Source organism: Microbacterium testaceum StLB037, assembly GCF_008763945.1.
GTDB lineage: Bacteria > Actinomycetota > Actinomycetes > Actinomycetales > Microbacteriaceae > Microbacterium > Microbacterium testaceum_G.
This window is the reverse complement of sequence record NZ_VTQH01000001.1, coordinates 1386190-1411881: the sequence shown is the minus strand read 5'-3', so window position 1 is coordinate 1411881 and position 25692 is coordinate 1386190. Positions and strand designations below refer to the sequence as shown.

Genomic DNA, 25692 nt, shown 5'->3' with positions numbered 1-25692 from the left:
TGTCGCGGGTTCGTCAGGGAGTTGCAGTCTCGCGGTTCATGGCGGGGAGAGGAAGAGCGGGTCAGTACGCGAGAGACCGGTCGACGGCCTCGAGGATGCGGTCGGCGTCGGGCAGGTAGGTGCCCTCGAGCTTCGCGGGAGGGAAGGGCACGTCGAACCCCGACACCCGCAGCACGGGCGCCTCGAGCGCGAAGAAGGCCTTCTCCATGACGGTCGCGGCGATCTCGGAGCCGAGCGAGGTGAAGCCCGGCGCCTCCTGCGCGTAGACCATGCGGCCGGTGCGGCGCACCGAGTCGAGCAGGGGGCCGTAGTCGACCGGCGAGAGCGAACGCAGGTCGATGACCTCGCAGCTCGTGCCCTCGCTCTCGGCGAGGGCCGCGGCCTGCAGCAGCGTCGTGACCATCGCGCCGTGACCGACGAGCGTGACGTCGGTGCCGCGGCGCACGATGCGGCTCTCGTGCAACGGCAGCGCGGGGGCCTCGAGGTCGACCTCGCCCTTCTGCCAGTACTTGGCCTTGGGTTCGAGGAAGACGACGGGGTCGGGCGATTCGATCGCCTGCTGGATCATCCAGTAGGCGTCGTTCGCGTTCGAGGGGCTGACCACCCGGAGCCCGGCCGTGTGCGTGAAGTACGCCTCGGGGCTCTCCTGGTGATGCTCGACCGCGCCGATGTGTCCGCCGTAGGGGATGCGGATGACGACGGGCATGCGCACCGCGCCCTCGTGGCGGTTGGTGATCTTCGCCAGCTGCGAGGTGATCTGGTCGAACGCGGGGAAGACGAACCCGTCGAACTGGATCTCGAGCACCGGGCGGAACCCGCCCATCGCGAGACCGATCGCCGTTCCGACGATGCCCGACTCCGCGAGGGGTGAGTCGATGACGCGGCGCGGGCCGAAGTCCTTCTGCAGGCCCTCGGTCACGCGGAAGACGCCGCCGAGCGGGCCGATGTCCTCGCCCATGAGCAGGACACGGTCGTTCGTCTCGAGCGCGCGGCGCAGGCCCGCGTTCAGCGCGCGGCTGATCGGGAGGTTCTCGCTCACTGCGCGCCCCCTTCCATCGAGGCCTCGTAGTCGTCGAGCCAGCGCTGCTCCTCGGCGATGAGCGCGTGCGCTTCGGAGTAGACGCTCTCGAACATGTGCGCGCGGGGGATCGTTCCGAGCTCGTTCGTGCGGACGCGCACGTCGTCGGCGAGGGCCGCGCCCTCGGCATCCGCGTCGTCGAAGAACTGCTGCGGGGCGCCGCGTCCTTCGAGGTAGGCGCGCATGCGGGCGATCGGGTCGCGCCCGGCCCACGCCTTCTCCTCATCGGAGGTGCGGTACTTCGTGGGGTCGTCGCTCGTGGTGTGCGCGCCCATGCGGTAGGTCATCGCCTCGATCGCGCGGGGGCCGGAGCCGGCGCGCGCCTCGTCGAGGGCGACCTTCGACACCGCGTAGCTCGCGAGCACGTCGTTGCCGTCGACCTGCAGGCTCGGGATGCCGTAACCCTCACCGCGCTTGTACAGCGGCGAGCGCGACTGCGTCGCCACGGGCACGGAGATGGCCCACTGGTTGTTCTGCAGGAAGAACACCTCGGGGGTCTGGAAGCTGGCGGCGAAGACCATCGCCTCGTGCACGTCGCCCTGGCTCGAGGCGCCGTCGCCGTAGTAGACGATGACGGCTTCGTCACGCTCGGGGTCGCCGCTGCCGCTCTTGCCGTCGAAGACCAGCCCCATCGCCAGCCCCGTGGCGTGCAGCGTCTGCGCGCCGAGCACGAGCGTGTAGATGTGCGTGTTGCCGTTCTTGGGGTCGGTCGGGTCCCACCCGCCGTGGGTGAGTCCGCGCATGAGGCGGATGATGTCGAGCGGATCGACGCCGCGGATGCGGGTGACCACGTGCTCACGGTACGAGGGGAAGATGTGGTCCTGCGCGCGGGCGGCGCGGGCGGAGCCGACCTGGGCCGCCTCTTGCCCGAACGACGGCGGCCACAGGGCGAGCTGGCCCTGGCGCTGCAGGTTGGTGGCCTGCACGTCGAACGCGCGGATCGAGACCATGTCGCGGTAGAAGGTCTCGAGTTCGGCGTCGGTCAGGGCGTCGATGAGCGGCAGGTAGCGCTCGGCCGCGGGTGTGGGGGCCAGCGTGCCGTCGGCTGCCAGAACGCGCACGAGAGCGGGATCGTCGAGCGGGGTCATGAACCCACGCTAACGCGCGGCCTATGCGCGAGACCGCATGAGGTGCACAACGGATGCCGTGATTCGGCGTTCGTTGTCGACAAAGGCGCCGCCGCGGATCAGCGCGGGGCGGTGGCCGCGGCGACCTCGACCACGCGGTCGAGCGACTCCTCTTCGCCGATCGAGATACGGATGCCGTCGCCCGGGAACGGGCGCACGATGAGCCCGGCCTCTTCGAACGCGGTGGCGACCTCGACCGTGCGGTCTCCGGCGGCGAGCCACACGAAGTTCCCCTGGGCATCGGGGACGTCCCACCCGCTCTCGCGGAGGCGATCGACGAGGCGGTCGCGGCGCTCGGCGATGACCTTCACGCGGTGCAGCAGCTCGCTCTCGGCATCCAGGCTCGCGATCGCCGCCGACTCTCCGGCCGCCGTGACCGACAGCGGGATCGCGGTGCTGCGCGCGGCGTTCAGCACGCCGGTGTGACCTATGGCGTAGCCGATGCGCAGGCCCGCGAGGCCATAGGCCTTCGAGAAGGTGCGCAGCACGACGACGTTCGGGCGGTTGAGCACCGCGCGCACGCGGTTGCCCTCGACCGAGCTCGGATCGGTGACGAACTCGGCGTAGGCCTCGTCGAGCACGATGAGCACGTCGCGCGGCACGGTGTCGACGAACGCGGCGAACTCGTCGTACCCGACGGTCGGGCCGGTGGGGTTGTTGGGGCTGCACACGATCACCAGGCGCGTCCGGTCGGTGATCGCGGCGGCCATCGCGGGGAGGTCGTGACGGGCGTCCGCGGTGAGCGGCACCTGCACGCTCTTCGCTCCCGCGACCGCGACGAGCGAGGGGTAGGCCTCGAAGGAGCGCCAGGCATAGACGACCTCGTCGCCCGGGGCCGAGGTGGCCAGCAGCAGCTGGGCGAGGATCGAGACGCTCCCGGCGGCGACGTGCACCTCGTCGGGCGAGACGCCGTAGCGCGCGGCGAGACGCTCGCGCAGGCGTGAGGCCGTGGCATCCGGATACCGATTGAAGGCCCCCGCGGCCCGCACCGCGTCGAGGACGCCGGGAAGGGGTTCGAAGGGGTTCTCGTTGCTCGAGAGCTTGAAGGCGTCGGGGCTGGCCTGTCGTCCCTGTCGGTACGCGGGCAGCGCGGCGATCTCGGGGCGGATACGGGGCAGGACCGGCTCTTCACTCACCCCGCGAGCCTAACCGGGGGCGCGCCGCGGGCGTCAGTCCCTCTTTCGGGCGGTTCCTCCCCAGGCAGGGGAGGGTCGGGGATATGTCCACAACCCCGTGGCGCGGCACGGCCCGCGTGCCACGATGGGGGCATGCGCTTCGTCGTCCGCGTCGCCGTCAACGCCTTCGCCATCTGGATCGTCACCCTGCTGCCCGCCCTGCAGGTGCGGCTGATCCCCTTCGCCCCGGGCGAGTGGCTGCAGGTGCTGCTCACGCTGCTGCTGGTGGGGCTCATCTTCGCCCTCGTGAACACCATCGTCGGTACGGTCGTCAAGATCGTCGCGATCCCGCTCTACATCCTCACGCTCGGCCTGATCTCGCTCATCATCAACGGCTTCCTGCTGTGGCTCACGGGGGTCATCACCGAGAACGGGGACTGGGGTCTTCGTACCGGCGAGTTCTGGCTCACGGTCGTGGCGGCGCTTCTCATCGGCATCATCAACGCCGTGCTCGGCGGCATCCTGCGCCCGCGGCGCGAGGAGCGCGAACGCCGCTGATGCGCGCGAGAGACATCACCGCCATGATGGGGGGATGACCGCGAACCCCGACGCGCCGTTTCGCGTCGTGTTCGTGTGCAGCGGGAACATCTGCCGCTCGCCGATGGCCGACGTCGTCTTCCGTCGCATCGCCGACGCATCCGGTCTCGGAGCGCACATCTCGTCGAGCTCGGCCGGCACCGGCGACTGGCACGTCGGCGAGCGCGCCGACCACCGCACCCTCGCCGCCCTCGACCGCCTGGGCTACGACGGCGCCGCGCACCGCGCGCGGCAGTTCCAGTACGCCGACTTCGAACGCAACGACCTCGTCGTCGCCCTCGACCGCAGTCACGAGCGCGTGCTGCGCGGCTGGGCGCGAGACGACGACGACGCCGACAAGATCGCCCTGCTGCAGTCCTTCCTGCCGGACGCCGAGACCCTCGACGTCCCCGACCCGTACTACGCCGGGGCCCCGATGTTCGACGAGGTGCTCGGTATGATCGAACGCGCCAGCAGGGCCCTGTTCCGACAGCTCGAGCCCGCCATCCGTTCCGCGGGCTGACCCGTTCGCGCGATCCCCGGGAGACCCGTGTCCTCTCTGCCCCCGCAGCCCCTCAGCCCCCTCGACGGTCGCTACTTCGCCACCGTCGCCGAGCTCGGCGACTATCTGTCGGAGGCCGGCCTCAACCGCGCCCGCGTCGAGGTCGAGGTCGAGTGGCTGCTCGCCCTGACCGACCGGTCGCTGTTCGACACCTCCCCCGTCTCGGACGACGAGCGTGCGAAGCTGCGCGCCCTCTACGAGGAGTTCGGCGCCGACGAGATCGCCTGGCTCAAAGAGAAGGAGGCGGTCACCCGCCACGACGTGAAGGCCGTCGAGTACCTCGTGCGCGACCGCCTCGACACCCTGGGCCTGACCGCCCTCGCCGAGCTCACGCACTTCGCCTGCACGAGCGAGGACATCAACTCCACCGCGTACGCCCTGACCGTGCAGCGCGCGGTCGAGCGCGTGTGGCTGCCGAAGCTCCGCTCGGTCACCGCCGCCCTCGCCGAGCTCGCGACCCAGCACCGCGACGCCGCGATGCTCTCGCGCACGCACGGCCAGCCCGCCACGCCCACCACGATGGGCAAGGAGATCGGCGTGTTCGCCTGGCGCCTCGAGCGCGTCATCCGACAGCTGGATGCCGGGGAGTACCTCGCCAAGTTCTCGGGAGCCACCGGCACCTGGTCGGCGCACGTCGCCGCCGAACCCGACGTCGACTGGCCCGCGCTGACACGGGAGTTCATCGAGTCGCTGGGCCTGGGCTTCAACCCGGTCACCACGCAGATCGAGTCGCACGACTGGCAGGTCGAGCTCTACGACCGCGCGCGTCACGCCGGCGGCATCCTGCACAACCTCGCCACCGACATCTGGACCTACATCTCGCTCGGGTACTTCACCCAGATCCCCGTCGCGGGAGCCACCGGTTCGTCGACCATGCCGCACAAGATCAACCCGATCCGGTTCGAGAACGCCGAGGCGAACCTCGAGATCGCCGGCGGGTTGTTCTCCACCCTGGCATCCACCCTCGTCACCAGCCGCCTGCAGCGCGACCTGACCGACTCCACGACCCAGCGCAACATCGGCGTCGCCTTCGGCCACTCGCTGCTCGCTCTCGACAACCTGCAGCGGGGCCTGACCGAGATCTCGCTCGCCGAGGACGTGCTGCTGGCCGACCTCGACGCGAACTGGGAGGTGCTCGCCGAGGCGATCCAGACGGTCGTGCGCGCCGAGATCGCCGCGGGTCGCTCGCAGATCACCGACCCCTACGCGCTGCTGAAGGATCTCACGCGCGGCCGCCGCGTCGGCGGGCCCGAGCTGGCCGAGTTCGTGCGCGGTCTCGACATCGGCGACGCGGCGAAGGAGCGCCTGCTCGCACTGACCCCCGCCGCCTACGCGGGCCTGGCCTCGCGGGTGGTCGACGCGCTGTAACCGGCCGACCCCGTGCACAACGGCGGGGAATCTGGACGACGCGCCGCGCACCGCGCCCTCCGCACGGCGCGTCGTCCACCCGCCCCGCCGTTGTGCCCGCCCCCGCCCGCGGTGCGACGGTGGTCGCGCTCGCGCCCCCACCGCGAACTTTCCCCTGGACGCCGCGCGCCGGCGACCCCTAGTGTTGACGTCAACATCCCCCACCTCGGCCCCGGCCGTCGTGCGCCGCACCGCCGCGGCGCAGATCGGAACAGAAGCGATGACGCCTCGACGCCCCTCCCCCTCTTTCGCGCGCACGATCCTCGCGGCCGTGACCGCCGCCGTGCTCGCCGGAGCCCTGGCATCCCCCCTCGCGGCGAGCGCCGCGGGCGGCGTGCAGACCGATCCGAACGACGGCGTGCCCCGGATCGACCCTCCCGTCACCTACACGAACTTCCAGCCGCTCGCCGACCCCGGCCTCGGTGCCGCGGACTACTTCCAGCCGGATTGGTACGACACCGGCGGCCGGCACATCCAGGCGCACGGCGGGCAGGTCGTCACGACCGAGGAGAACGGCCAGACCGTCTACTACTGGTACGGCGAGGACCGCACGAACGGCTACTGGAACAGCCCCGGCGTCGCGGTGTACCGATCGACGGATGCCAAGAACTGGACAAACCTCGGAGACGCGCTGCGCAGCATCTCGACGCGCGACGACCTGCTCACGCCCTACTTCGAGAATCTGTACGACACCGTCGACGAGAACGGCCAGCCGCGCACCGAGAAGATCGACCAGCTCGCCTACCACCTCAACTCGACGCAGAACTCGGACTACACCGCGATCTTCGAGCGCCCGAAGGTGCTGCACAACGCCAAGACCGGCCAGTGGGTCATGTGGTGGCACGCCGACGGGCGCACCGAGCCCGGCGGAAGCACGTACGCGCGGTCGATGGCGGCCGTCGCCGTGTCGGACTCGCCCGCGGGTCCGTTCCGCATGACGGGCGCTTTCCGCATGCCCAACCGCACCGACTACCAGGCCTGCACGCAGTACGCGGTTCCCGGGCAGGCGCGCGACATGACCGTCTTCCAGGACGACGACGGCAAGGCCTACATCTCGTACTCGTCGGAGGAGAACTACAGCCTGTACGTCGCCGCCCTCGACGACAGCTACACGAACGTCACGCACACGACCGATCGCGACACCCTCGACGTCAACCAGTACTCCGAGGACGGCCGCTACCCCTACGTCTTCGCCGACGGGACCCCCGAGGCGCCGGAGCGCGGCGCCGACTTCCAGATCGTCAAGGAGTGCGGCCACCTCGAGGCGCCCGCGATCTTCGAGCGCGACGGCACATACAGCGTCGTCACCTCGGGCGCGACCGGTTGGGCACCCAACCCGCAGACGTACTACACGACGAAGAACCTGATGGGCACGTGGATCCGCGGGGTCGAGAAGGACGACGCGAACGAGAACACGTCCTACAGCAGCATCCCCGACGGGGGCGACGGCCTGCTCTCGATCGGCGACGTGCGCCGCTCGACGTTCGGCTCGCAGACCACGAACGTCTTCGAGCTCGAGCCGGGCAAGTTGGTCTACATGGGCGACCGCTGGAACGAGGGCAAGTCCGACTCGACGTACGTCTGGCTCCCGCTCACCGTGGGCGAGAACGGACGCCTCGAGATGCACAACCCCGCCGCCGAAGACCCCGCGCGCTACGGCAAGGGATGGGACGCCTCGTACTGGGACGACAAGGGCTTCGGCCACGGCACCTGGCGCGCCGTGACCACCGGCCTGCCCGAGACCGTCCGCCGCGGCGCCTCCCCGCAGCTGCCCACCAGCGTCCCCGTCGACACCTCCGCCGGCACCGCCCCGGTCGCTGTCACGTGGTCGACGATCGACACGAGCGTGCTCGGCCCGCAGACGGTCACCGGCACCCTCGCCGCCGACGCGTCCTTCACCGCCGGACGCTCGTTCCAGCGCACGATCACGGTCGCCGAGCCCGGCATCGCCGACATCGCCCCCGAGGCGACGGTGACCGCATCGAGCCGCTCCGACCTGGTCGCCGCCCTCACCGACGGCAACCCCACGGCCAAGGGCTGGGACGACTGGACCGGAAACGGGTACCCGCGCGACAGCTGGCTGCAGTTCGACTGGGGCACGGACCGCACGTTCGACTCGATCGTCGTGCACACCTACAAGGACGGGGCGACGGCGACCTGGCCCTCTCGCATCCAGGTTCAGTACCGCGACGCCTCGGGCGCGTGGAAGGACACCGCGGTCGAGGCGACCCTCGCTCAGGATGCCAGCACCCCGGCGCCCACGGCCGTGATCGACGCCCGCACGCTTCCGGCGGCCAGCGCTCTGCGGCTGCGCCTGACGAGCCAGGCGAACACGTGGCAGTCGATCTCGGAGGTCGACGTGTGGGGCAACGCCTCGGCCGTGAACGTGTGCCGTGGCGGTGACGCCGCGGTGTCGGCATCCTTCCACCAGACGAAGTGGGCCACGATGCCCGCCTCCAACGCGTGCGACGGCCGGCTCGGCACGGCGTGGTCGACCTGGACCGACGCGGGCTTCAAGGATTCCGCGACCTTCACGATGGAGACGTTCGAGATCCACCGTCTGAACGAGGTGCGCTTCACGAACCTCGAGGGCTCCATCGCGGGCGTCTCGCTCGAGTACCGGGGTGGTCGCGAGAACGAGTGGAAGCCGCTTCCCCTCACGGGTGACGCGCCCACGGTGACGAACGGCGTCGAGACGACGTTGTCGTTCCCGAAAATCCTCGCAACGGGCCTGCGCCTCACCTTCGCGACCCCCGGGTCGTACCTGAAGATCCCCGAGATCTTCGTGCCCGAGGCCGGCGGGATCGTGCACATCGACCCGGTTGCGAAGACGACCCCGAACGCGTCGGGCTGGTACACCGCCGCTCCCGTCTCGGTGTCGTTGTACCACGACGGCAACAGCAGCGACGTCGTCGTGCAACAACGCGTCGACGGTGGAGCGTGGAGCGAGGACCTCGACGTCACGATCACCACCGACGGCGACCACCTCATCGACTACCGCGCGCTGTGGAACGGCGCCGAGGTGCCCGAGGTCGCCGGCTCGCTGCCCATCCGCATCGACACCGTCGCCCCGACCACCGAGGCCGCGGTCGCGAAGCCCTCGACCCTCCTGCGTCTGATGCAGCCGGCCGCGGTGTTCCAGGCCCTGGCCCCGGCCGAGGCCACGGTGGAGTTCACGGCGACGGATGCCACGTCGGGCGTCGCCTCGACCCAGTACTCGCTCGACGGCGGGACGACGTGGCTGACCGGCTCGAGCGCGACGCTCGCCGGCGCCGGCGACCACCTCCTGCAGTTCCGCTCGACCGACGTGGCCGGCAACGTCGAGCAGACGCGGTCCGCGACCGTCACGGTGGTGGCCGGCGCGGCCCCGGGCGACGGTTCCGGGACGGGCACGGGCACGGGCAACGGCTCCGGTGCGGGCAACGGCTCCGGCACGGGCACGAGCACCTCCGGCGCTCCGGCCGGAACGATCGGCGGGGCGGGGAGCTCGAGCGGCGGAACGGCCACCGGCACCGGTCTCGCCGTCACGGGCTCCGAGATGCCCGTGGCCCTCGGCATCCTGGCCCTGGTCCTCGGCGGTCTCGGCGCGGGCCTGCTCCTCCTGCGCCGCCGCCGGGCCTGACGGGGCCGACGCGTCTGCCGTGAGCACAACGGCGGGGGATCCCGACGACACGCCGCGCCCGGCGCTGGTCGCACGGCGTGTCGTCCGCGAGCTCCGCGGTTGTGCTCGGACACCGGTCGACGCGACCCGCAACCCGCGCGCGGGAAGGAAGAATGGATGCCATGCGCGCGATGATCATGGATGCCCTGGCCGACGCCCTCGAGGTGCGCGAGGTCGAGGCGCCGTCGGCTCCCGCTGGCGGGGTCGTGGTCGAGGTGCACGCGACCGGCCTCTGCAAGAGCGACTGGCACGCGTGGGTCGGGCACGACGACGTCGCCCTCCCCCACGTTCCGGGGCACGAGCTGGCGGGCGTCATCGTCGAGGTCGGCGAGGGCGTTCAGCGCTGGAGCGTCGGCGATCGCGTCACCGTGCCGTTCGTCATGGGGTGCGGGGCGTGCGAGTGGTGCGTCGGCGGCAACGCCCAGGTGTGCCCCGACCAGCAGCAGCCCGGCTTCACGCAGTGGGGCAGCTTCGCCGAGCGCGTCGTGCTGCGCGCGGCCGACACCAACGTCGTGCGCATTCCCGATGACGTCTCGTTCGAGGCCGCCGCCGCCCTGGGCTGCCGCTTCGCCACCGCGTACCGCGCCCTCACGGGCCGGGCGCGGGCGGCGGCCGGCGAGTGGATTACCGTGGTCGGTGCCGGCGGGGTCGGCCTCAGCGCCGTGATGATCGGGGCGGCCCTCGGCGCCCGCGTGATCGCGGTCGACCGCACCCCCGCCGCGCTCGAGGCCGCGAAGCGCCTGGGGGCCGAGCGCACCCTCGTCGCCGACGGGTCCGACATCGCCGCGGCCGTGCACGAGATCACCGGCGGCGGCAGCCACGTCTCGGTCGACGCGGTCGGCAGCGCCCAGACGGCGCGCGACGCCGTGCTGAGCCTGCGCCGCCGCGGCCGGCACGTGCAGATCGGCCTGCTGCCCACCGCCGACGGGATGACCGCCATGCCCATGGCGCGCGTGATCGCATGGGAGCTCGACCTGCTCGGCAGCCACGGCATGGCCGCGGTGGACTACCCCGAGATGCTGTCGCTCATCGAGAGCGGTGCCCTGCGCCCGCAGGAGCTCATCGAGCGGATCGTCGGGCTCGGCGAGGCGGCCGAGCTGCTTCCCGCGATGGACTCCGCGTCCCCCGCGGGCATGACCATGATCGACCCGCGGCGCTGAGCGCCCGCCGGCTCAGGCGCGGGGTGCGGCGGGGCCGTCGTCGGTGCGCGGAGCCTCGGGCGGGGTCGCGGCGTCGGGAGCCGTGGCATCCGGTGCATCCTTCGGAAGGAGCAGCGGACGCTCGACCGACTTCGTGACGGTGGTGGGGTCGACCACCAGCAGCAGCAGAGCGAGCGAGACGAGCGTGACGATGAAGGTCGCACCGGCCGCGACCAGCCCCACGATGAGCGCGCGCTGGATCTCGTCGGCGGGACGCGTCTGGAAGAAGCCCATCGACATGAGCGTGACGAATCCGGCGAACAGGGCGGCGATGAAGGCCAGACCCAGAAGCTGAACGGGCTTCATCAGGTCGCGGCGGGTGGTGGGCTTGTCGTCGGTCATGACGCGGCCTCCTCGGAGGGTACGGCCGGAACGGGCTCGGGGCGGCGCGGGGAGAATCCCGCGATCGCGAGGAACACGGCGACGACCGCCGCGTACCCGCCGAAGAGTCCCACGGCGATGGTGATGCCGGTCAGCGTGAATGAACCCGCCCCGGCGATGCTGTAGTCGAGCGCGTACTGCTGGATCGGGAGCATGAGCACGACCCCGAGCACGATACTCAGGATGCCGATGAGCACGCCGTCGCGCGCGCCCGCGGCCCCGACCGTCTTTCGCTGGCGCAGAGCGCCGACCAGCTCGATGACGCCCGAGACGAGCGCCCAGGCGATGACGACGCCGAAGAAGACGCCGGTCGTGCGCCAGCTGCCGACGCTGCCGACCAGGCCCGCCACGATCGAGACGACCGCGAGCAGGGCCGGGATCACACGCTCACCGCGCGGGAAGACGAGCCACACGGACAGCGCGAACACGAGCCCCGTCGCCAGGGCGAATCCGCTGAACACGCCGAGCCCGAGGGGGGCGGAGTGGTCGGACGAGAAGGTGACCATGACGGCGGCGAGCGCGGCGAAAAGGGCGCGCGCGAGCTGCACGTGGCGCACGTCGAAGGCGCGCTCGGAAGAAGGAGTGGTCACGGAGGGTCCCGGAGAGACGGTGTCGATGGCATCCAGTCTATTCCTCGGCACCTGAGCGGACCTCGTGGACGCTCGACGTCGAGACGCTTGCAGGCCCGTCGTCACACCGCTCGCGCGGGCGCGGGGTGCCGGACGGGAGCGGGCGGGCGCAGCATGGCCACGGGAGAAGCCCCGCGGATGCCGTGGATCGGCGCGATCTCTTCGAAACCGAGGCGACCGTAGAGGCGGCGATTGGCGGGGGTCGACGACTCGAGGTACGCGGCCGTGCGTGTGACGTCGAGCGTCTCGAGCCGGGAGCGCAGGAGCGCCCCGCCCACGCCGAGCCCTCGCGCGGCGGGCGAGACGCCGATCTGCGCGAGGTACCAGTGCGGGGAGCGCGGGCGGTGACGCGCCAACCGCGACGACAGGGCCGCCGCGCGGACGATGCCGATGGGGCCGAGGGCCGAAAGGTAATCGGGGAGCTGACGCCAGGGGAGGGATGCCGTGCCGGGGCCCTCCCACGCGGCCACCCCGAGGATCTCGTCGTCGCCGGCGCGACGGGCGAGGTCGACGCTGCCGGTCTCGAAGGCGGCACCGCTGAGCATCGCGACGAAGAGGGTCGTGAGGCGCTCGACGCGACGACCGCCGGGCAGGATCGCGGCCATGACGGGATCGTCGCGGAAGGCGTCGGCGAGCACGGCCGCGGCGGCGGGGAGATCGGCCTCGCGAGCGGGGGTGACGTGCAGGTCGGTCATGTCGTCCTCCAATTGGTCCGAGTGGATACTTTCAGTATGCGAGACTCGACCGGCCCGATCGCTTGGAGAACGCCGTGAACCCCGAGTCGCCCACCCGTGACTACCTGCCCCTCGAGGAGCGCCGGGAACGGCTGCTCGACGCCGCGCTCGCGGTGGTCGCGGACGCGGGCGCCTCGGCGCTGAGCCTTCGACGGGTCGCCGAGCGCGCGGGCGTCGCCCATCGCGTGGTCACCTACGCCTTCGGGTCGAAGCAGGCTCTCGTCGAGGCAGTGCTCCACCGCGCGTCGCAGCGCGCCCTCGACGCGGTCTGGACGGGCGATCTCCCCCTCGACGACTTCGCCGAGGCGGTGCGCCTCTCCCTGCACGGACTCGCGCGCGACCTGCGCCGCCACGAGAGCGAATACCGCGTGGTGAGCGAGCTCACGGCATCCGCTCGGGCTCATCCCGATCTCCGCGGGGCGGCGCAGAGCGAGATCGCAGCGAGCGTCCGGGCGATCGCCGCGAGCATCGAGCGCTGGTCGGCCGCGACCGGTCGCACCCTGAACACCCCGACCCCGGTGGTCGCCGCGGCCCTGCGCGCGAGCGTCGACGGGCTGGTCGAGTGGTGGTTGAGCAGTCGAGACGATCGGGCGCTCGATGACGTCGTCGAGGTGCTGGCCTTCGCGTTCGCCGGGCGGGAGGCCGGGCAGGGCGGCGTCCATCACTCGACGAGCTGACGCTCCTTCTCGGCCAGCGTGCGCTCAACGGCCGCGGCCACGCGCGCGTCCTCCGCCTGCTGCGCGCGTCGACGGCGCTCGCGCAGCAGCCGAGGCCCGAAGACCACTCCCGCCACGATCAGCGCGACCAGCAGCAGCAGCGGCCAGGGGATGGCCCACCCGAAAGTCGAGACGTCGACCGGGTCGAGCGTCGAGATCGAGCCCGCGGCATCGGTGACGACCGGGGTCGCCGACACCGACGCGATCAGCATGCCCATCGCGGCCACCGCGGGAACGCGCACGTCGCGCTCCCAGCTCTCGCCGGGCAGGAGCGTGGGAGCGGCGTCGCCCGGCGTGGCCTCGAGGCGCGCGAGACCGAAGGGACCGGTGACGGCGTCGGTCTCGTCGGCGGCGAGCGAGACATTGCCGGTGTTGTGCAGGCGGTAGTGCACGGTGGCGTCGCCGAAGAGGAACGGGACGAAACCGCCGTCCCACCCGACGCGCAGGTCGTCGACGGCGAGCGCCGGGGCGAGGTCTCCCCCGACGCGGATGCCGGTGCGGATGCCCAGGCGGCGATCGACGTTGACGTTCGCCGAGGCGTCGGCGACCGTGAGCGAGGTCACGACCCCGCCCGCGTAGTCGCCGGGGGTGGCGTTCTGGGGCACGTCGACCGCGAAGGGCACCTCGACGGTCTGTCCCGCGGGCACGGTGACGTGACGCTGCGGCACGGTGACCCACGCGCCGACGCCGACCGGCTGCTCACTCGCGACCCGCAGGTCGAGGGCGCCGGTCGAGGTCGTGTAGCCGTCGGCGGCGTACACGTCGAGCTCGACGGCCTCGGCTCCGCGATTGGCGACGACGAGGGCGTCGTCGAGGTGGGCGCCCGGGTTGAGGGTGTAGCTGTAGTTCGTGCGGTCGGCGCCGAGGGAGTTCGAGGCGGTGCGCACGGTCCAGGTCACGTCGTCGGTCGCGGCCAGGGCGGGGCTCGCGCTGAACGCCGCGCCCCCGATCACCGCGGTGGCGAGAGCGAAGGCGGCGACGCGCGGGAGGGAGGTCGGTCGAGTCATGAGGGGGGTCCTTCGGGAGAGGCACCGGCGGGGAAGGGCACTCCCCGCCGGTGCTGTCGCTGGTCAGCCGGCCAGCGCGGTGAGGGTCAGGGTCGCGCGGTAGCTTCCCTTGTCGATGGTGTTGGGGATCTTCAGGTCGAGGTCGGCGCCGACGACTCCGGCGCTGCGGTCATGACCGGTCGGGGCCGAGCCGAGCAGACGCGAGACCGACAGACCGTCGCCCCCGTCGTACCCGGAGTTCACCGCGGCACCCGCGACGGCTCCGGCACCCGGGGTGACGACCTTGGGCGACCATCCGAGGAAAGAGCCCTTGAACGTCTTGCCGTCGTCGACGAAGTCGCCCACCGACGCCGAGACCGACCACGGCGACTTGCTCGCGCGAGTGTCGGTCACGGTGATCGGGTTGATCTGACCGGTGGCCTCGAAGTACTGCAGGTTCTTCTCCTCGGCGGTACCGAGGTCGACCAGGCCGTTGTGACCGTTGATGGTCCAGCCGAACTCACCCGGGGCGCCGGTGGGGACGTCGACCTGGATGTCCTGACCGTCACCGTGGTTGGGGTGGATGGTGACCTCGTCCTGGATGGTTCCGACCGCCTCGGCGGGCTTCTTGCCGTCCTCGGGGCCGCACCACAGCACCTTCTTCAGCTCGACCGCCGCGTTGGGGGCGTCGCAGGTTCCGGAGCGGATGTTCTGGACGACGAGCTGGTCCTTCTTCACCTGCACCTTGACGTACGAGCGCACGTGCTCCTGGTTCTGCACGGAGTTGTACCAGTAGTTCGCCGGGTTCAGCGGGTCGGCGCCGTTGCCGGCACCGCTCGTTCCGCTGTTGTCGGGCGTGGTGATGTCGTAGTACTTCGAGCCGGATGCCGAGTTCGCGGTGACGTAGACCACACCACCGGGTCCTTCGAAGACCTCGTCCTGACCGGGCTTCTCGTCGGCGTTCGCCTTGGCGCCGTTCTTGATCTCGTACGAGCGCGAGTAGCTGTGGTCGTGGCCCTGGAGCACCAGGTCGACGCCGAGCTTCGAGAACGCCGTCGGGAAGTCGGTTCGTCGGATCTTGTTGTCGGCGTCCTTGGCGTGATCGGCCGGCGAGTAGATCGCGTGGTGGTACACGAGCACCGTGTACTTGGCATCCGCTCCGTGCTTGTTGACGACGTCGGTCACGTACGAGATGTGCGCGTCGTCACCGCCGCCGCCCTGCGAGGTGGCGTAGCTGTTGCTGTTCAGGTCGATGTACAGCACGTCCTTGTACATGAACCAGTAGTCGCCGCCCGACTCGGTGCCGATGCTGGTGGATCCCTTGCGGTAGTACGCGCCGGAGCGGTCGGTGTTGGGGGTGTACAGGTGCTGCTCGTACGCCTTGCCGCCCACGTCGTGGTTACCGATCGTCGCGACCCAGGGGTACTGGCGCAGCTGGTCGGGGGCGAGGAACGAGTCCCAATGCGTTTCGGTGTTCGCCGTCTCGACCTGGTCGCCGCCCGAGACGAGGAGCTCGGCGTTGGGGTTGGCGCCCACCGCGACGTTCATCGTGTCCTGCCAGCCCGCCTGGTCCTTCGCGAGGTTGCCGGACGAGCCGATCTGGGGGTCGCCGAAGAAGAGGAAGTCGTAGTCGCCCTCGAACGACTGCGTCTTGAACGCGTACGTGTTCGACCAGTTGCCGTCGGAGCCGACGCGGTACGAGTACGCGGTGTTCTCGGCGAGGCCGGTGACGGTCGCGTGACGGTTGAAGCCGCCACTCGAGGTGATGTTCGCGGTCCCGGATGCCGAGAAGGTCGTCGCCGACGCCGGGAACTGGCCGCCCGTCAGCGCCGAGGTGGGAGCGAGCTGGACCGTCTGGGCGGTGTCGGCCGAGGAGTACCACGTCACGATGCGCTGCGACTGGTCGGCTCCGACGCCGAGGATGATGCCGGTGTAGCTGGCCGTGGTGTCGGCCATCGCCGCCGGGACGCTCGCCACGCCCGTGAGGACGAGGGAGGCGCCGACCGCGGCGGTTGCGATCCACGAGACACGGCGACGCGTGCGCGTCCCGTGCGACGTCGATGCGGTGAGGAACATGGCTGTCCGTTTCTTTCGAGGGGGTCTCAGGTGCGCGCTCACCGATGGCGAGCGCAGTCCACGCTCCGCCCGCCGGATGACGTCGGGGTGAATTGTTGACTCAGCACACGTATCGGCTGCGCCAACTCCCGTCACTCGATGCCCAGGATGCGCTGCACGAACCAGACGAGACCGGCGACGGTGACCACCACCGCGATGGCCGCGCTGACCCACATGCCCACGCGCGGAGCCCGGCGACGAAGCAGCACGAGCAGGGGGAAGACGATCACGATGATGCCGATCTGCACGGCCTCGATGCCCACGTTGAACACGAGCAGCGACCACAGCAGCGTCCACGACCAGGGCTCGTCGATGCCGAGCGCCGAGGCGAAGCCGAGACCGTGCACAAGGCCGAAGACGAACACCACCGCCACGCGCAACCAGCCGGCGCGATCGAGGCGGAGGAAGCCGTGCGCCTGCGAGAGGTCCTGATCGGCTTGATCACGGCGGAACAGGCGCCACAGGTACCAGGCCGCGACGACCGCGATCGAGAGGGCGATGGTCGGCTCGACCACCTCGGGGGGTGCGACGATCACCCCGGTCGCGGCGAGGATGAAGGTCACGGAGTGCGCGAGCGTGAACGTCGTCGCCGCGATCACGATCTCGCGCAGACGCCTCGATCCGACGATCAGCGCGAGCAGGAACAGGATGTGGTCGATCCCGGTGAGCAGGTGCTCGGCGCCGAGGCGGAAGAACTCCCAGAAGCGCTCGAGCGTGGTCTGAGCGGTCGTGAACGACGGGTGCTCGGCATCCAGGACCGTGCTCCCCTCGTGCAGGTCGAGGCTGTACGTGAGGATCGTCTTGGTGTCGGTGACGAAGCCCTCCGCATCGGGGAAGAGGGATGCCGTGACCTCGTGGCCGTTCTCCGACGGCGGGCAGGTGTCCTCGAGCGTGACGACGGCGTAGGGCACGCCGTCCTGCTGCGTCATCGTGATGTCGTCGTCCATGCGCGGGGTGCACGCGTCTCCCGCGGCCGTGATCCGGAAGCGCTCGGTGACGTAGCGGGCGATCGTGTCGCGGTGCGCGGTCAGCACCGCCGCCTGCGCGGTGGCGTCCCCGTCCTGGAAAGCGGCCATTCCGGCGCGGTAGAGCGGGTCGTCCTGCTCGGCGTCGGCGGCCGAGACGACGAGCAGGTCGTATTCGAGCTGCAGCTCGGCGCGGACGACTCCGGTCCCGCCGCTCTCGAGCTTCGCGTAGATGACCGACAGGATGCCGTGGGCCGAGGCCGGCGCCGCGAGCGACAGCAGGGCCGCGATCCCGGCGGCGACGAAGAGGACGCGCGAGAGGACGCGTCGAACAGAGACAGACATGTGCACCTTTCCGGAGAGAGATGGTGCGCTCCGGTCGTGAACGGTTGCCCGCGGTGGGGCGAACGGAAACGAAACGTGCGGGCGTCGTTCTCCTGCGGGCCACCTGCACCGTCCAGGGTGAGGGGGTGAAGCGAAGGGTCCTGGCCGCGGTGGCGGCGACGGCGGTGGCGGCGGTGCTGGCCGGATGCGCGAGCGACGAGGGCTGGTCGGCCATGCGGCCCGCACCCGCGGCTGTCGGTACCCCGGCCCCGGGCTTCGCTCCCGCCACGGCCCCGGCGCCCGAGTCGACGCTCGCGCCCGCCCCCGGATCGTGGAGTGGCGTGAGCGCCCCCGCCGGCTACCGCGTGGTGCTGCTGACCGTGGGCGATGACGCCCCGACGGCGACGCTCGTGGCCGCCGTGCAGGACTGGGCCGCCGAGACGCACGCCGACCTGCGCGTCGTGCACGCCGACGACGACATGATCGACGGCGCCGTGCGCGCGATGGAGCTCAACCCCGACCTCATCATCAGCGCGGGCGACGCGCTCGTCGATCCGCTCGCCACGGTCACGGCGAACCACCTCGACCGGCAGTTCCTCATCGTGGGCGCCGAGCTCGCCGAGCCGACCGAGAACGTCACCGCCGCCGACTGGACCGGTGCCGCCTACCGCGGGGAGGGCCTCGGCACCGCCGCCGCCTATGACCCGGCGACGTTCACGCCCGAGCGTGCGGGGGCGGCGGTGCGGGCGGGGGTCGCGGCGGTGCTCACGGGGCTGCGCGGCGTCGTGCTCTGGATCGACTGAGCGCTCAGGCCCCGCTCTGGCGTTCGCGCTCTGCGGCACACGTTCAGGAATCCTCACAACCTCCGTCGCCGGCGCCTTGTTCGGGCTGAGGTTGCGCGAATCGCTGAGATCGGGTGCGTCGCGGCTGCGAGTCGAACCCCCGCTGCGGGCGTAGCCGTGAGCATAGGCTCAGGGATTCTCACAACCTCAGTCGCCGGCGCCTTGTTCGGGCTGAGGTTGCGCGAATCGCTGAGATCGGGTGCGTCGCGGCTGCGAGTCGGACCCCCGCTGCGGGCGTAGCCGTGAGCACAGGCTCAGGGATTCTCACAACCTCAGTCGCCGGCGCCTTGTTCGGGCTGAGGTTGCGCGAATCGCTGAGATCGGGTGCGTCGCGGCTGCGAGTCGAACCCCCGCTGCGGGCATGGCCGTGAGCACAGGCTCAGGGATTCTCACAACCTCCGTTGCCGGGGCCCGATTCGGGCTGAGGTTGCGCGAATTACCGAGCCTGGGGGCGTGGATGCCGCGCGTCCCGGGCCTCAGGCGCGGCGCCGCCGCGCGGCTTGCACCGTCGCGCCGATCGCCACGGCCGCGACGGCCAGAGCCGCACCCCACAGCGCGACCTCGGCCCCCGTGGCGGGGAGCGTGCCGGGGCGGGGGGTCGTGGCATCCGGGACCGAGCTCGAGACGGGCGTCGCCGTCGGAGTGGTCGGGGCGCCCGTGCGCGCGGGCACCTGCACCTGGATGACCATCGAGTCGTCGCTCGGCGCGGCACCGTCCGCGGCCAGGGGGAGCCAGACGGCGGATGCCACGAGCACCGCCGCCGTCGCCTTGAGGGGGATCACGGTGCCCAGTGTGGCGGCCGCGGGTGAGCGCGGGGCGACCGGAGAGTGAACGACAGATCGATCCCGAGGACGACACGGATCCTCCCGGGGGCGGACGACCGCGCGGTGCGCGATCGCTGGGATGGAGTCATGACCTCCTCCCCCGTCCTCACCGCCTCCGGCCTCGTCAAGCAGTACGGCGACCTGCGCGCCCTCGACGGCGTCTCGCTCACGATCCGCGCCGGTGAGTCCGTCGCCGTGATGGGCGCCTCGGGCTCGGGCAAGACGACGCTGCTGCACTGCCTCGCGGCCGTCATCGCCCCCGATGCGGGCTCGATCGTGCTCAGCGCGCCCGGAGCCGCACCCCGCGAACTCGTCGGGTTGAACGAGAGCGAGCGCTCCCGGGTGCGCCGCGAAGCGCTCGGCTTCGTCTTCCAGGAGCACCTGCTGCTGCCCGAACTCACCGCCGTCGAGAACGCGGCGCTCCCCCTGCTGCTGAAGGGCCTCCGCCGACAGGATGCCGAGCGCCACGCGGCCGTCTGGCTCGCCGCCCTCGGGCTCGCGGGCCTCGAGCACCGCCGCATCGGTCAGCTCTCGGGCGGGCAGGCGCAGCGCGTCGCGATCGCCCGCGCGCAGGTGACGGGCGCTCCCGTCGTGTTCGCCGACGAGCCCACCGGCGCCCTCGACTCGACGACTTCGTCGGAGGTGCTCGACGCCCTCCTGCTCGCCACCACCGGCCAGGGCCGGACCCTCGTCATGGTCACGCACGATGCCGACGTCGCCCGCCGCTGCTCACGGATCGTGCGGGTGCGCGACGGACGGATCGTGGGGGATTCGGCTCAGGATGCCGACGAGCCGGCGTCACCGGTCGGCTCCGCGCCGGCGCCGGTCGCGGACTCCGCGCCCCGGTCCCCCGCGGTCCGACCGACCGCATCCCCGGCCTGGCCGGCCCCCGCGTCGGCCCCGGGGGTTGGCCCCGTCCCCGCCTCTGCGGCCGCCCCGGCCCCGGGCCAGGCCTCGACCTCGACCTCGACCTCGACCTCGACCTCGACCTCGACGGAGGCGACCCGATGAGCACCGTCCTCCCCCTCGCCCGCCTGCTCTCGCGTCCCGCTCGCCAGGGCCGTGCGGCGGTCGCCCTCCCCGTCGTCGCGTTCGCCGTCACCACCGCCCTGCTGCTCGTCGTCGCCGGTGGCGCGCGCATGTTCCTCGTGGACCCGCGAGCCGGAGCCGAGAACGGGCTCTACGGCATCCTGGCCGTGCTCGCCCTCGTGCTGCTCGCCGTGCCGCTGGTCACCCTCGGTGCCGCCGCCGCGCGCTTGACGAGCCGCCGCCGCAACGACCGGCTCGCCACCCTTCGACTGCTCGGCGCGAGCACGCGCGAGCTGTGGTCGCTGACCGTGCTCGAGGCGACCGTGATCGCTGCCGCGGGTGCAGTCGTGGGCCTCGCGCTCTATGCCGCACTGCTCCCCGCCGTGGGGCTCCTGCCGTTCTTCGGCGGGCCGGTCGGCGTGGGAGCCGTGGTCGTGGATCCGCTGCTGGGCGCCGGGGTGCTGGCATCCGTGGTGCTCGTCGGTGCGATCAGCGCGGCCGCGAGCCTTCGCTCGGTCGCCGTGACCCCGCTCGGCGTGCGCACCCGCAGCGAGGCGCCGACGAAGAGGACCGCGGCGTTCGTCGTGGGTGCGGTGCTCATCGTCGGTGTCGTGGCGCTCACGTCGAACCTGGGCGCACTGGGCCAGTTGCTCGGACCCGCCATCACCCTCGCGGTGCTGCTCGCCCTCTTCGCGGGGGCGCTCGGCCTGCTCAACCTCATCGGCGCCCCCATCGTCGCCGCCCGCGGACGCGCGATGGCTCGTCATGCCCGCACGGCCGCCCAGCTCGTCGCCGGTCGCGAGCTCGCCGCCCACGCCGGGCCCGCGTGGCGCCGGGTGTCGGGCATGGCGCTCGTGTCGTTCATCGCCGTCGTCGCCGGCTGCGGTCTCGCGATCGCCGATGTCGCGGGCGACGCGGGACCCCTCATGGCCGACATCCGCACGGGCGTGCTCGTGACCCTCGGGGTCGCGTTCGTGCTGCTCGCGTGCGCGGTGGGGGTGACGCAGGCGGCGTCGGTGCTCGAGGAGCGCGAGCTGATCGTGGGCCTGGATCGCCTCGGCATCCCGGATGCCGAACTCCGCCGCGCCCGCCGCATCACCGTCATGGTGCCGCTGCGGTGGGCTGCCGTGGGAGGCGCCGTTCTCGGCATGCTGCTCGCGTTCCCCGTGGTCGGCATCAGCCTCGTCGTCGCGCCGCTGTCGGTGCTGACGATCGCGTTGACCTTCGCCGCGGGCTTCGCGCTGGTGGCCGCGGCCCTGGCCTCGACCCGGCCGATCGTGTCCACCCTCCGCCGCGGCGTGCTCTGACCCGGCCCTCTCGCGTGAGTGTCCACGACACCCGGACGATTTCGCGAGACGTCCGGGTGTTCTGGACACTCGACGCGCTCAGGCTGGCCGCGCGCGAGTGATACCGTGCCCCAGTGATCCCGGATGCCACTCCCCCGCGCCGCATCCACGTCTCGGCCGCGGTCATCACCGACGCCGACGGCCGCCTGCTGCTCGTGCGCAAGGCCGGCACGACGGCGTTCATGCAACCCGGCGGCAAGCCCGAGGCCGGGGAGACCCCCGCCGAGACGCTCGCGCGCGAACTCGCCGAGGAGGTCGGCCTGCGCGTCGACCCCGAGATGCTCGAGCCCCTCGGCTCCTACGCCGCGAGCGCGGCGAACGAACCGGGCTTCGAGGTCGTGGCCGAGGTCTTCCGCGTCGACATCGGCGATCAGGATCCGACCCCGGATGCCGAGATCGCCGAGCTCCGTTGGGTCACCGCCGCCACGGCATCCGGTCTCGAGATCGCCCCTCTCGCCCGCGACTACTTCCTGCCCGCGAGCTGACCCGCCGCGCGGCGGGCCGGAGGCACCGCGGCGTGCCGACAACACACGATCCGCCCCAACGCACACGATGGGGCGCCACGCCTCCGTGCGACCTCGAACCGATCGTGTGATCTCGGCGGCCCAACGGCGGCCTCGAACAGCCGGGTACCCGCGACCTACCAGCTGCCCTTGCTGTAGTCCTTCAGGAAGATGCCGAACAGGTCTTCGCCGGCCTCGCCGCGCACGATCGGGTCGTACACGCGGGCGGCGCCGTCGACGAGGTCGAGCGGGGCGTGGAAGCCCTCCTCGGCGAGGCGCACCTTGGTGAAGTGCGGGCGTTCGTCCGTGATCCAGCCGGTGTCGACGGCGGTCATCAGGATGCCGTCGGCCTCGAACATCTCGCGCGCGCTCGTGCGCGTCAGCATGTTGAGCGCGGCCTTGGCCATGTTGGTGTGCGGGTGGCCGGGGCCCTTGTACCCGCGGCCGAACACGCCCTCCATCGCCGAGACGTTGACGATGTACTTCCGGCGCGCGGGGGATGCGGCCATCGCGGGCCGCAGCCGGCTCACGAGCAGGAACGGCGCGGTCATGTTGGCGAGCTGCACCTCGAGCATCTCGAGGGGCTCGACCTGGTCGACGTGCTGCGTCCAGCTGTTGATGCGGTCCTCGTCGGGCACGAGTCCGCCCGCGTCGATCGCGGTGCCGGCGGCGAGCCGCTCGAGCGACGACGAGCCCGCGGCCATCGCCTCGGCGGTCAGCTCGTCCGCGGTGCGCGCGGCGGAGGCGAGGATCGGGTGCGCCGACACCGACTGCGCGAGCGCGAGCGGGTGCGCGTCGTTGGTGTGACCGAAGGTGACCAGCTCGGGCAGGGGTCCGTCCGGAAGCGGTGCGAGCTCGGCATCCACCAGGGGTTTGTACGCCCCCGGAGACCGCCGAACCGTCTGCGCGGCGTTGTTGATGAGGATGTCGAGAGGACCCTCGGATGCCACGGACTCCGCCAACCCGATCACCTGGGCGGGGTCGCGCAGGTCGATGCCGACGACCTTGAGCCGGTGGATCCAGTCGGCGCTATCGGGCAGCGACGAGAAGCGGCGCACCGCATCGCGCGGGAAGCGCGTGGTGATGGTCGTGTGCGCGCCGTCGCGCAGCAGCCGCAGGGCGATGTACATGCCGATCTTGGCGCGACCGCCGGTGAGCAGGGCGCGCTTGCCGGTGAGGTCGGTGCGGGCGTCGCGCTTCTCGTGGCTCATCGACGCGCAGTCGGGGCAGAGCTGGTGGTAGAACGCATCGACCAGCGTGTAGTCCTGCTTGCAGATGTAGCAGGCGCGGGCCTTGATGAGCTCGCCGGCGAAGGGCATCGAGGTGCGGGCGGCCAGCGGGATGCCGCGGGTCTCATCGTCGATGCGGTCGGCGGCGCCTGTGGCTGTCGCGGCGACGACCGCGCGGTCGGCCTCGGCGATGCGCTGACGCTTCTCTTTGCGCGACTGGCGCTTGACGTCCTTGTAGAGCTTGCCGGTCTGGCGGCGCAGGGCGATGTAGGCGGGGTCGTCGTGGTCGAGCGAGGAGGCCGCGTCGATGACGCGCAGCGCGATCTCGAGCTCGAACGGGTCGATGGTGGTCGACCGCGCGGCATCGCGGTCGGGGCTCAGCAGTGTTTCGGGCACGGGGCAGTGTACCGAGGCCTTGCTGAACGTGCGGTGGGCCGGGCGTGTCGCGGGCCGCCCCTGCCGGGCTCTCGCCCGTCAGCCCCTACCGAGGCCCCGCCCGCCTGGCGCGCGTCGGGGCCCGCCCGCCTGTCGCCCGCCGTCACGAGAACATGGGATGCCACCGGAACAGGGCGATCCGCGCCGAATCGGCCTGTTCTCGTCGCACGGCCTGTTCTCGTCGCACGCGCCACCGCGCGGCCTGTTCTCGTCGCACGCACCACCGCGCAGCCCGGTCTCGCGACCGGCCCACGCCGGGGCCGCCGCACCCCGCCACCCCGCGTCAGCGCTGCCCGGACTCGACCCAGCGCGTGTGGGCCTTCAGCGCGTGCAGCACGGCGAAGCGCACCACGGCATACAGCGCCGCCGCGACGACGACCAGGGCCACGCCCCAGATGAGCAGGATGTAGAAGGCGTGGACTCCGAACATCCCGCGAGCCTAGCGAGCAGGAGCCGAGACAGCCACCGGCGCCGTGCCCCCGACCGCGGCCCCCGTGCCCTCCGACACGTGCCGCGACCGGTCGTGGCGCAGCAGCCACTTCTGCGCCGGGATCTCGACCGCCCGGTGCAGCACCCACGCGATGGCCAGCGCGATGGCGAAGGCGGCGAGCGCGAGCAGCAGAGCGTGCCGCCACGGCAGTTGCGGGTGCCCGTCGGGCCACGACGACGACACCGACGCGATCACGAGCAGGTGCACGAGGTAGAACGCGAACGACACGCGCCCCAGCTCCTGCCAGAGCGGCCGGGCCAGGAACGTCGAGCGTCCGTGCGCATCCGCCGCGGCGAGCGAGGCCACCAGCAGGGCGAAGGATCCGACGGTCGCGGCGAGCCCCGGGTGGATGTCGGTGCCCGGGATCGGGGGCGCCTCCGACAGGGCGTAGCCCGCGACGGCGAGCGGGAGGGTGTAGCGCAGCTTCCACGGCATCCAGGCCCCGCTCTTCATCACCAGCGCGAGGGTGACGCCCAGCACGAACTCGGGCAGGCGGAGAAGAGGGGTGGATGCCGACGACATCGGCACCGGAGAGATCGCGGCGATCTGCGGGGCGAGGGCGACGAGCACGAGGGATGCCACGACCACGACGCCGCGACCGCGCGCCGACAACCGCACGAGGGGGCGGATGAGGAACGGGAAGCTCAGGTAGAAGAACGCCTCGCACACGAGCGACCAGCTCGCGGGGTTGCCGGCCTGCCACCAGTCGGGCACCCAGCCGTTGACGAGGAAGACGTTCGCGACCACGGGTGCGGGTCCGTCGGCGCGGATCTCGGGCACGAGGGTCGCCGCCGCGACCAGAGCGAGTCCCACCCCGACGACGTGCAGGGGGTAGATGCGGGCGAAGCGGTGCCAGTAGAACGACCCGGCGCTCTGGTGCGGCTTGTGTCCCCAGGCGAGCACGAAGCCCGAGAGGATGAAGAAGAGGGTGACGCCGGTCTTGCCGGCTTCGAAGAGGAAGCCCCAGACGGTTCCGGCCGTGCCGCCGAAGTACTCGACCGCCATGAGGTGGTGGCCGAAGATCAGCATCGCCGTCGCCCAGCGCAGCCCCGTGAGCGAGGGCAGGTGACGGGCGGGGTTCGCGGGGCGGGATGCCGCGGGGGCGACGCGAGGGGCGGAAGCCGTCATCGTACTGATGGTCATCGCCTCCGTCTGGTCGCTGGCGTCGGCGCGGGTGACCCGTGCGGGCGCACGAGTCCACACCGACTCGCCAGAAGGTACTCGTCGCGGATCAAGAAACGCCTGAAAGCGTCGGGGGTTGACGCGGGGGCGCTGGCTCCTGTCGCGAAACGGTCGTCCATTATGGACCCCCGCGCACGGCCGCGCCATCGGTCTGCGCCGATGCGGCCCGCTCACTAGCGTTGGCCCCAGCGCGACCAGTGTCGGTCGACCCGTGTCGATCCGTGCCGCCGGTCGCCA

22 protein-coding genes and 1 pseudogene are annotated in these 25692 nt (G+C 71.6%); 10 read left to right on the top strand and 13 right to left on the bottom strand.

The genetic code is table 11. The features are described from left to right. Positions 1-61: 61 nt before the first annotated feature. From F9B98_RS06595 to F9B98_RS06585, 3 genes are all read right to left on the bottom strand, one after another. The gene (locus F9B98_RS06595) at positions 62-1039 is read right to left on the bottom strand and encodes an alpha-ketoacid dehydrogenase subunit beta (protein ID WP_150954566.1); all 978 of its coding nucleotides are present in this window, start codon (positions 1037-1039) and stop codon (positions 62-64) included. Then, on the bottom strand, positions 1036-2166 hold the full coding sequence (locus F9B98_RS06590; RefSeq protein WP_150954563.1) for a thiamine pyrophosphate-dependent enzyme: 1131 nt from the start codon (positions 2164-2166) through the stop codon (positions 1036-1038). Before F9B98_RS06590 ends, F9B98_RS06595 begins: the two co-directional genes overlap by 4 nt. Positions 2167-2264: 98 nt before the next feature. Further along, positions 2265-3341, bottom strand: coding sequence for a histidinol-phosphate transaminase (locus F9B98_RS06585; protein ID WP_150954560.1), 1077 nt, complete (start codon positions 3339-3341; stop codon positions 2265-2267). Between the two features lie 132 nt (positions 3342-3473). Between F9B98_RS06585 and F9B98_RS06580 the strand changes: the two genes are divergently transcribed. The 5 genes from F9B98_RS06580 (at position 3474) to F9B98_RS06560 (ending at position 10686) form a co-directional block, all read left to right on the top strand. Further along, positions 3474-3878 carry a phage holin family protein gene (locus F9B98_RS06580; RefSeq protein WP_150954556.1) on the top strand — a complete coding sequence of 135 codons (405 nt, stop codon included), beginning with the start codon at positions 3474-3476 and terminating at the stop codon, positions 3876-3878. Positions 3879-3912: 34 nt separating this feature from the next. Then, positions 3913-4419: a low molecular weight protein-tyrosine-phosphatase gene (locus F9B98_RS06575; protein WP_150954553.1), complete on the top strand. Its 507-nt coding sequence runs from the start codon at positions 3913-3915 to the stop codon at positions 4417-4419. 27 nt (positions 4420-4446) lie between these two features. Continuing rightward, positions 4447-5826 carry an adenylosuccinate lyase gene (purB, locus tag F9B98_RS06570; protein ID WP_150954550.1) on the top strand — a complete coding sequence of 460 codons (1380 nt, stop codon included), beginning with the start codon at positions 4447-4449 and terminating at the stop codon, positions 5824-5826. A 184-nt stretch (positions 5827-6010) separates the two neighbouring features. Then, positions 6011-9487, top strand: a complete 3477-nt coding sequence (locus F9B98_RS06565) for an OmpL47-type beta-barrel domain-containing protein (RefSeq protein WP_225310248.1) — start codon at positions 6011-6013, stop codon at positions 9485-9487. Positions 9488-9648: 161 nt separating this feature from the next. Continuing rightward, positions 9649-10686, top strand: a complete 1038-nt coding sequence (locus F9B98_RS06560) for a zinc-dependent alcohol dehydrogenase family protein (protein WP_150954547.1) — start codon at positions 9649-9651, stop codon at positions 10684-10686. Positions 10687-10698: 12 nt separating this feature from the next. On the opposite strand, the gene F9B98_RS06555 is transcribed toward F9B98_RS06560, so the two are convergent. From F9B98_RS06555 to F9B98_RS06545, 3 genes are all read right to left on the bottom strand, one after another. Further along, positions 10699-11067: an amino acid transporter gene (locus tag F9B98_RS06555; RefSeq protein WP_150954544.1), complete on the bottom strand. Its 369-nt coding sequence runs from the start codon at positions 11065-11067 to the stop codon at positions 10699-10701. Continuing rightward, entirely contained in the window at positions 11064-11696 is a 633-nt protein-coding gene (locus F9B98_RS06550) for an acyl-CoA synthetase (RefSeq protein WP_150954542.1), read from the bottom strand. Before F9B98_RS06550 ends, F9B98_RS06555 begins: the two co-directional genes overlap by 4 nt. Before the next feature lie 101 nt (positions 11697-11797). Further along, entirely contained in the window at positions 11798-12430 is a 633-nt protein-coding gene (locus F9B98_RS06545; protein ID WP_150954539.1) for a GNAT family N-acetyltransferase, read from the bottom strand. A 74-nt stretch (positions 12431-12504) separates the two neighbouring features. Between F9B98_RS06545 and F9B98_RS06540 the strand changes: the two genes are divergently transcribed. Next, positions 12505-13146 carry a TetR/AcrR family transcriptional regulator gene (locus F9B98_RS06540; protein ID WP_150954536.1) on the top strand — a complete coding sequence of 214 codons (642 nt, stop codon included), beginning with the start codon at positions 12505-12507 and terminating at the stop codon, positions 13144-13146. Here F9B98_RS06540 and F9B98_RS06535 read toward each other — a convergent pair. The 3 genes from F9B98_RS06535 to F9B98_RS06525 all read right to left on the bottom strand — a co-directional run bounded on the left by F9B98_RS06535 (position 13131) and on the right by F9B98_RS06525 (position 17596). Then, entirely contained in the window at positions 13131-14192 is a 1062-nt protein-coding gene (locus tag F9B98_RS06535; protein ID WP_150954533.1) for a WxL protein peptidoglycan domain-containing protein, read from the bottom strand. The two genes, F9B98_RS06540 and F9B98_RS06535, sit on opposite strands and share 16 nt — an antisense overlap. 63 nt (positions 14193-14255) lie before the next feature. Further along, the gene (locus F9B98_RS06530; protein ID WP_150954530.1) at positions 14256-16247 is read right to left on the bottom strand and encodes a purple acid phosphatase family protein; all 1992 of its coding nucleotides are present in this window, start codon (positions 16245-16247) and stop codon (positions 14256-14258) included. Between the two features lie 131 nt (positions 16248-16378). Then, positions 16379-17596, bottom strand: a complete 1218-nt coding sequence (locus tag F9B98_RS06525) for a HupE/UreJ family protein (protein ID WP_150954527.1) — start codon at positions 17594-17596, stop codon at positions 16379-16381. Positions 17597-17721: 125 nt separating this feature from the next. Between F9B98_RS06525 and F9B98_RS06520 the strand changes: the two genes are divergently transcribed. Next, entirely contained in the window at positions 17722-18378 is a 657-nt protein-coding gene (locus F9B98_RS06520) for a hypothetical protein (protein WP_150954524.1), read from the top strand. Positions 18379-18893: 515 nt separating this feature from the next. Here the strand turns inward: F9B98_RS06520 and F9B98_RS06515 are convergent. Next, a complete protein-coding gene (locus F9B98_RS06515) occupies positions 18894-19199 on the bottom strand; it encodes a hypothetical protein (protein ID WP_150954521.1) in 306 nt (101 codons plus the stop codon). Positions 19200-19328: 129 nt separating this feature from the next. Between F9B98_RS06515 and F9B98_RS06510 the strand changes: the two are divergent. From F9B98_RS06510 to F9B98_RS06500, 3 genes and pseudogenes are all read left to right on the top strand, one after another. Continuing rightward, a pseudogene (locus tag F9B98_RS06510) lies at positions 19329-20015 on the top strand (ABC transporter ATP-binding protein); the annotation flags it as partial. 233 nt (positions 20016-20248) lie between these two features. Continuing rightward, on the top strand, positions 20249-21577 hold the full coding sequence (locus tag F9B98_RS06505) for an FtsX-like permease family protein (RefSeq protein ID WP_150954515.1): 1329 nt from the start codon (positions 20249-20251) through the stop codon (positions 21575-21577). A gap of 113 nt (positions 21578-21690) precedes the next feature. Next, positions 21691-22101: an NUDIX hydrolase gene (locus F9B98_RS06500; RefSeq protein WP_150954512.1), complete on the top strand. Its 411-nt coding sequence runs from the start codon at positions 21691-21693 to the stop codon at positions 22099-22101. Positions 22102-22256: 155 nt separating this feature from the next. Here F9B98_RS06500 and F9B98_RS06495 read toward each other — a convergent pair whose 3' ends face one another. The 3 genes from F9B98_RS06495 to F9B98_RS06490 form a co-directional block, all read right to left on the bottom strand. Next, complete coding sequence (locus F9B98_RS06495) at positions 22257-23744, bottom strand: SDR family oxidoreductase (protein WP_191966695.1); 1488 nt, start codon at positions 23742-23744, stop codon at positions 22257-22259. A 322-nt stretch (positions 23745-24066) separates the two neighbouring features. Then, the gene (locus tag F9B98_RS15920; RefSeq protein ID WP_191966694.1) at positions 24067-24213 is read right to left on the bottom strand and encodes a hypothetical protein; all 147 of its coding nucleotides are present in this window, start codon (positions 24211-24213) and stop codon (positions 24067-24069) included. 9 nt (positions 24214-24222) lie between these two features. After that, positions 24223-25416, bottom strand: coding sequence for an acyltransferase family protein (locus F9B98_RS06490; protein WP_191966693.1), 1194 nt, complete (start codon positions 25414-25416; stop codon positions 24223-24225). Positions 25417-25692 lie beyond the last annotated feature (276 nt).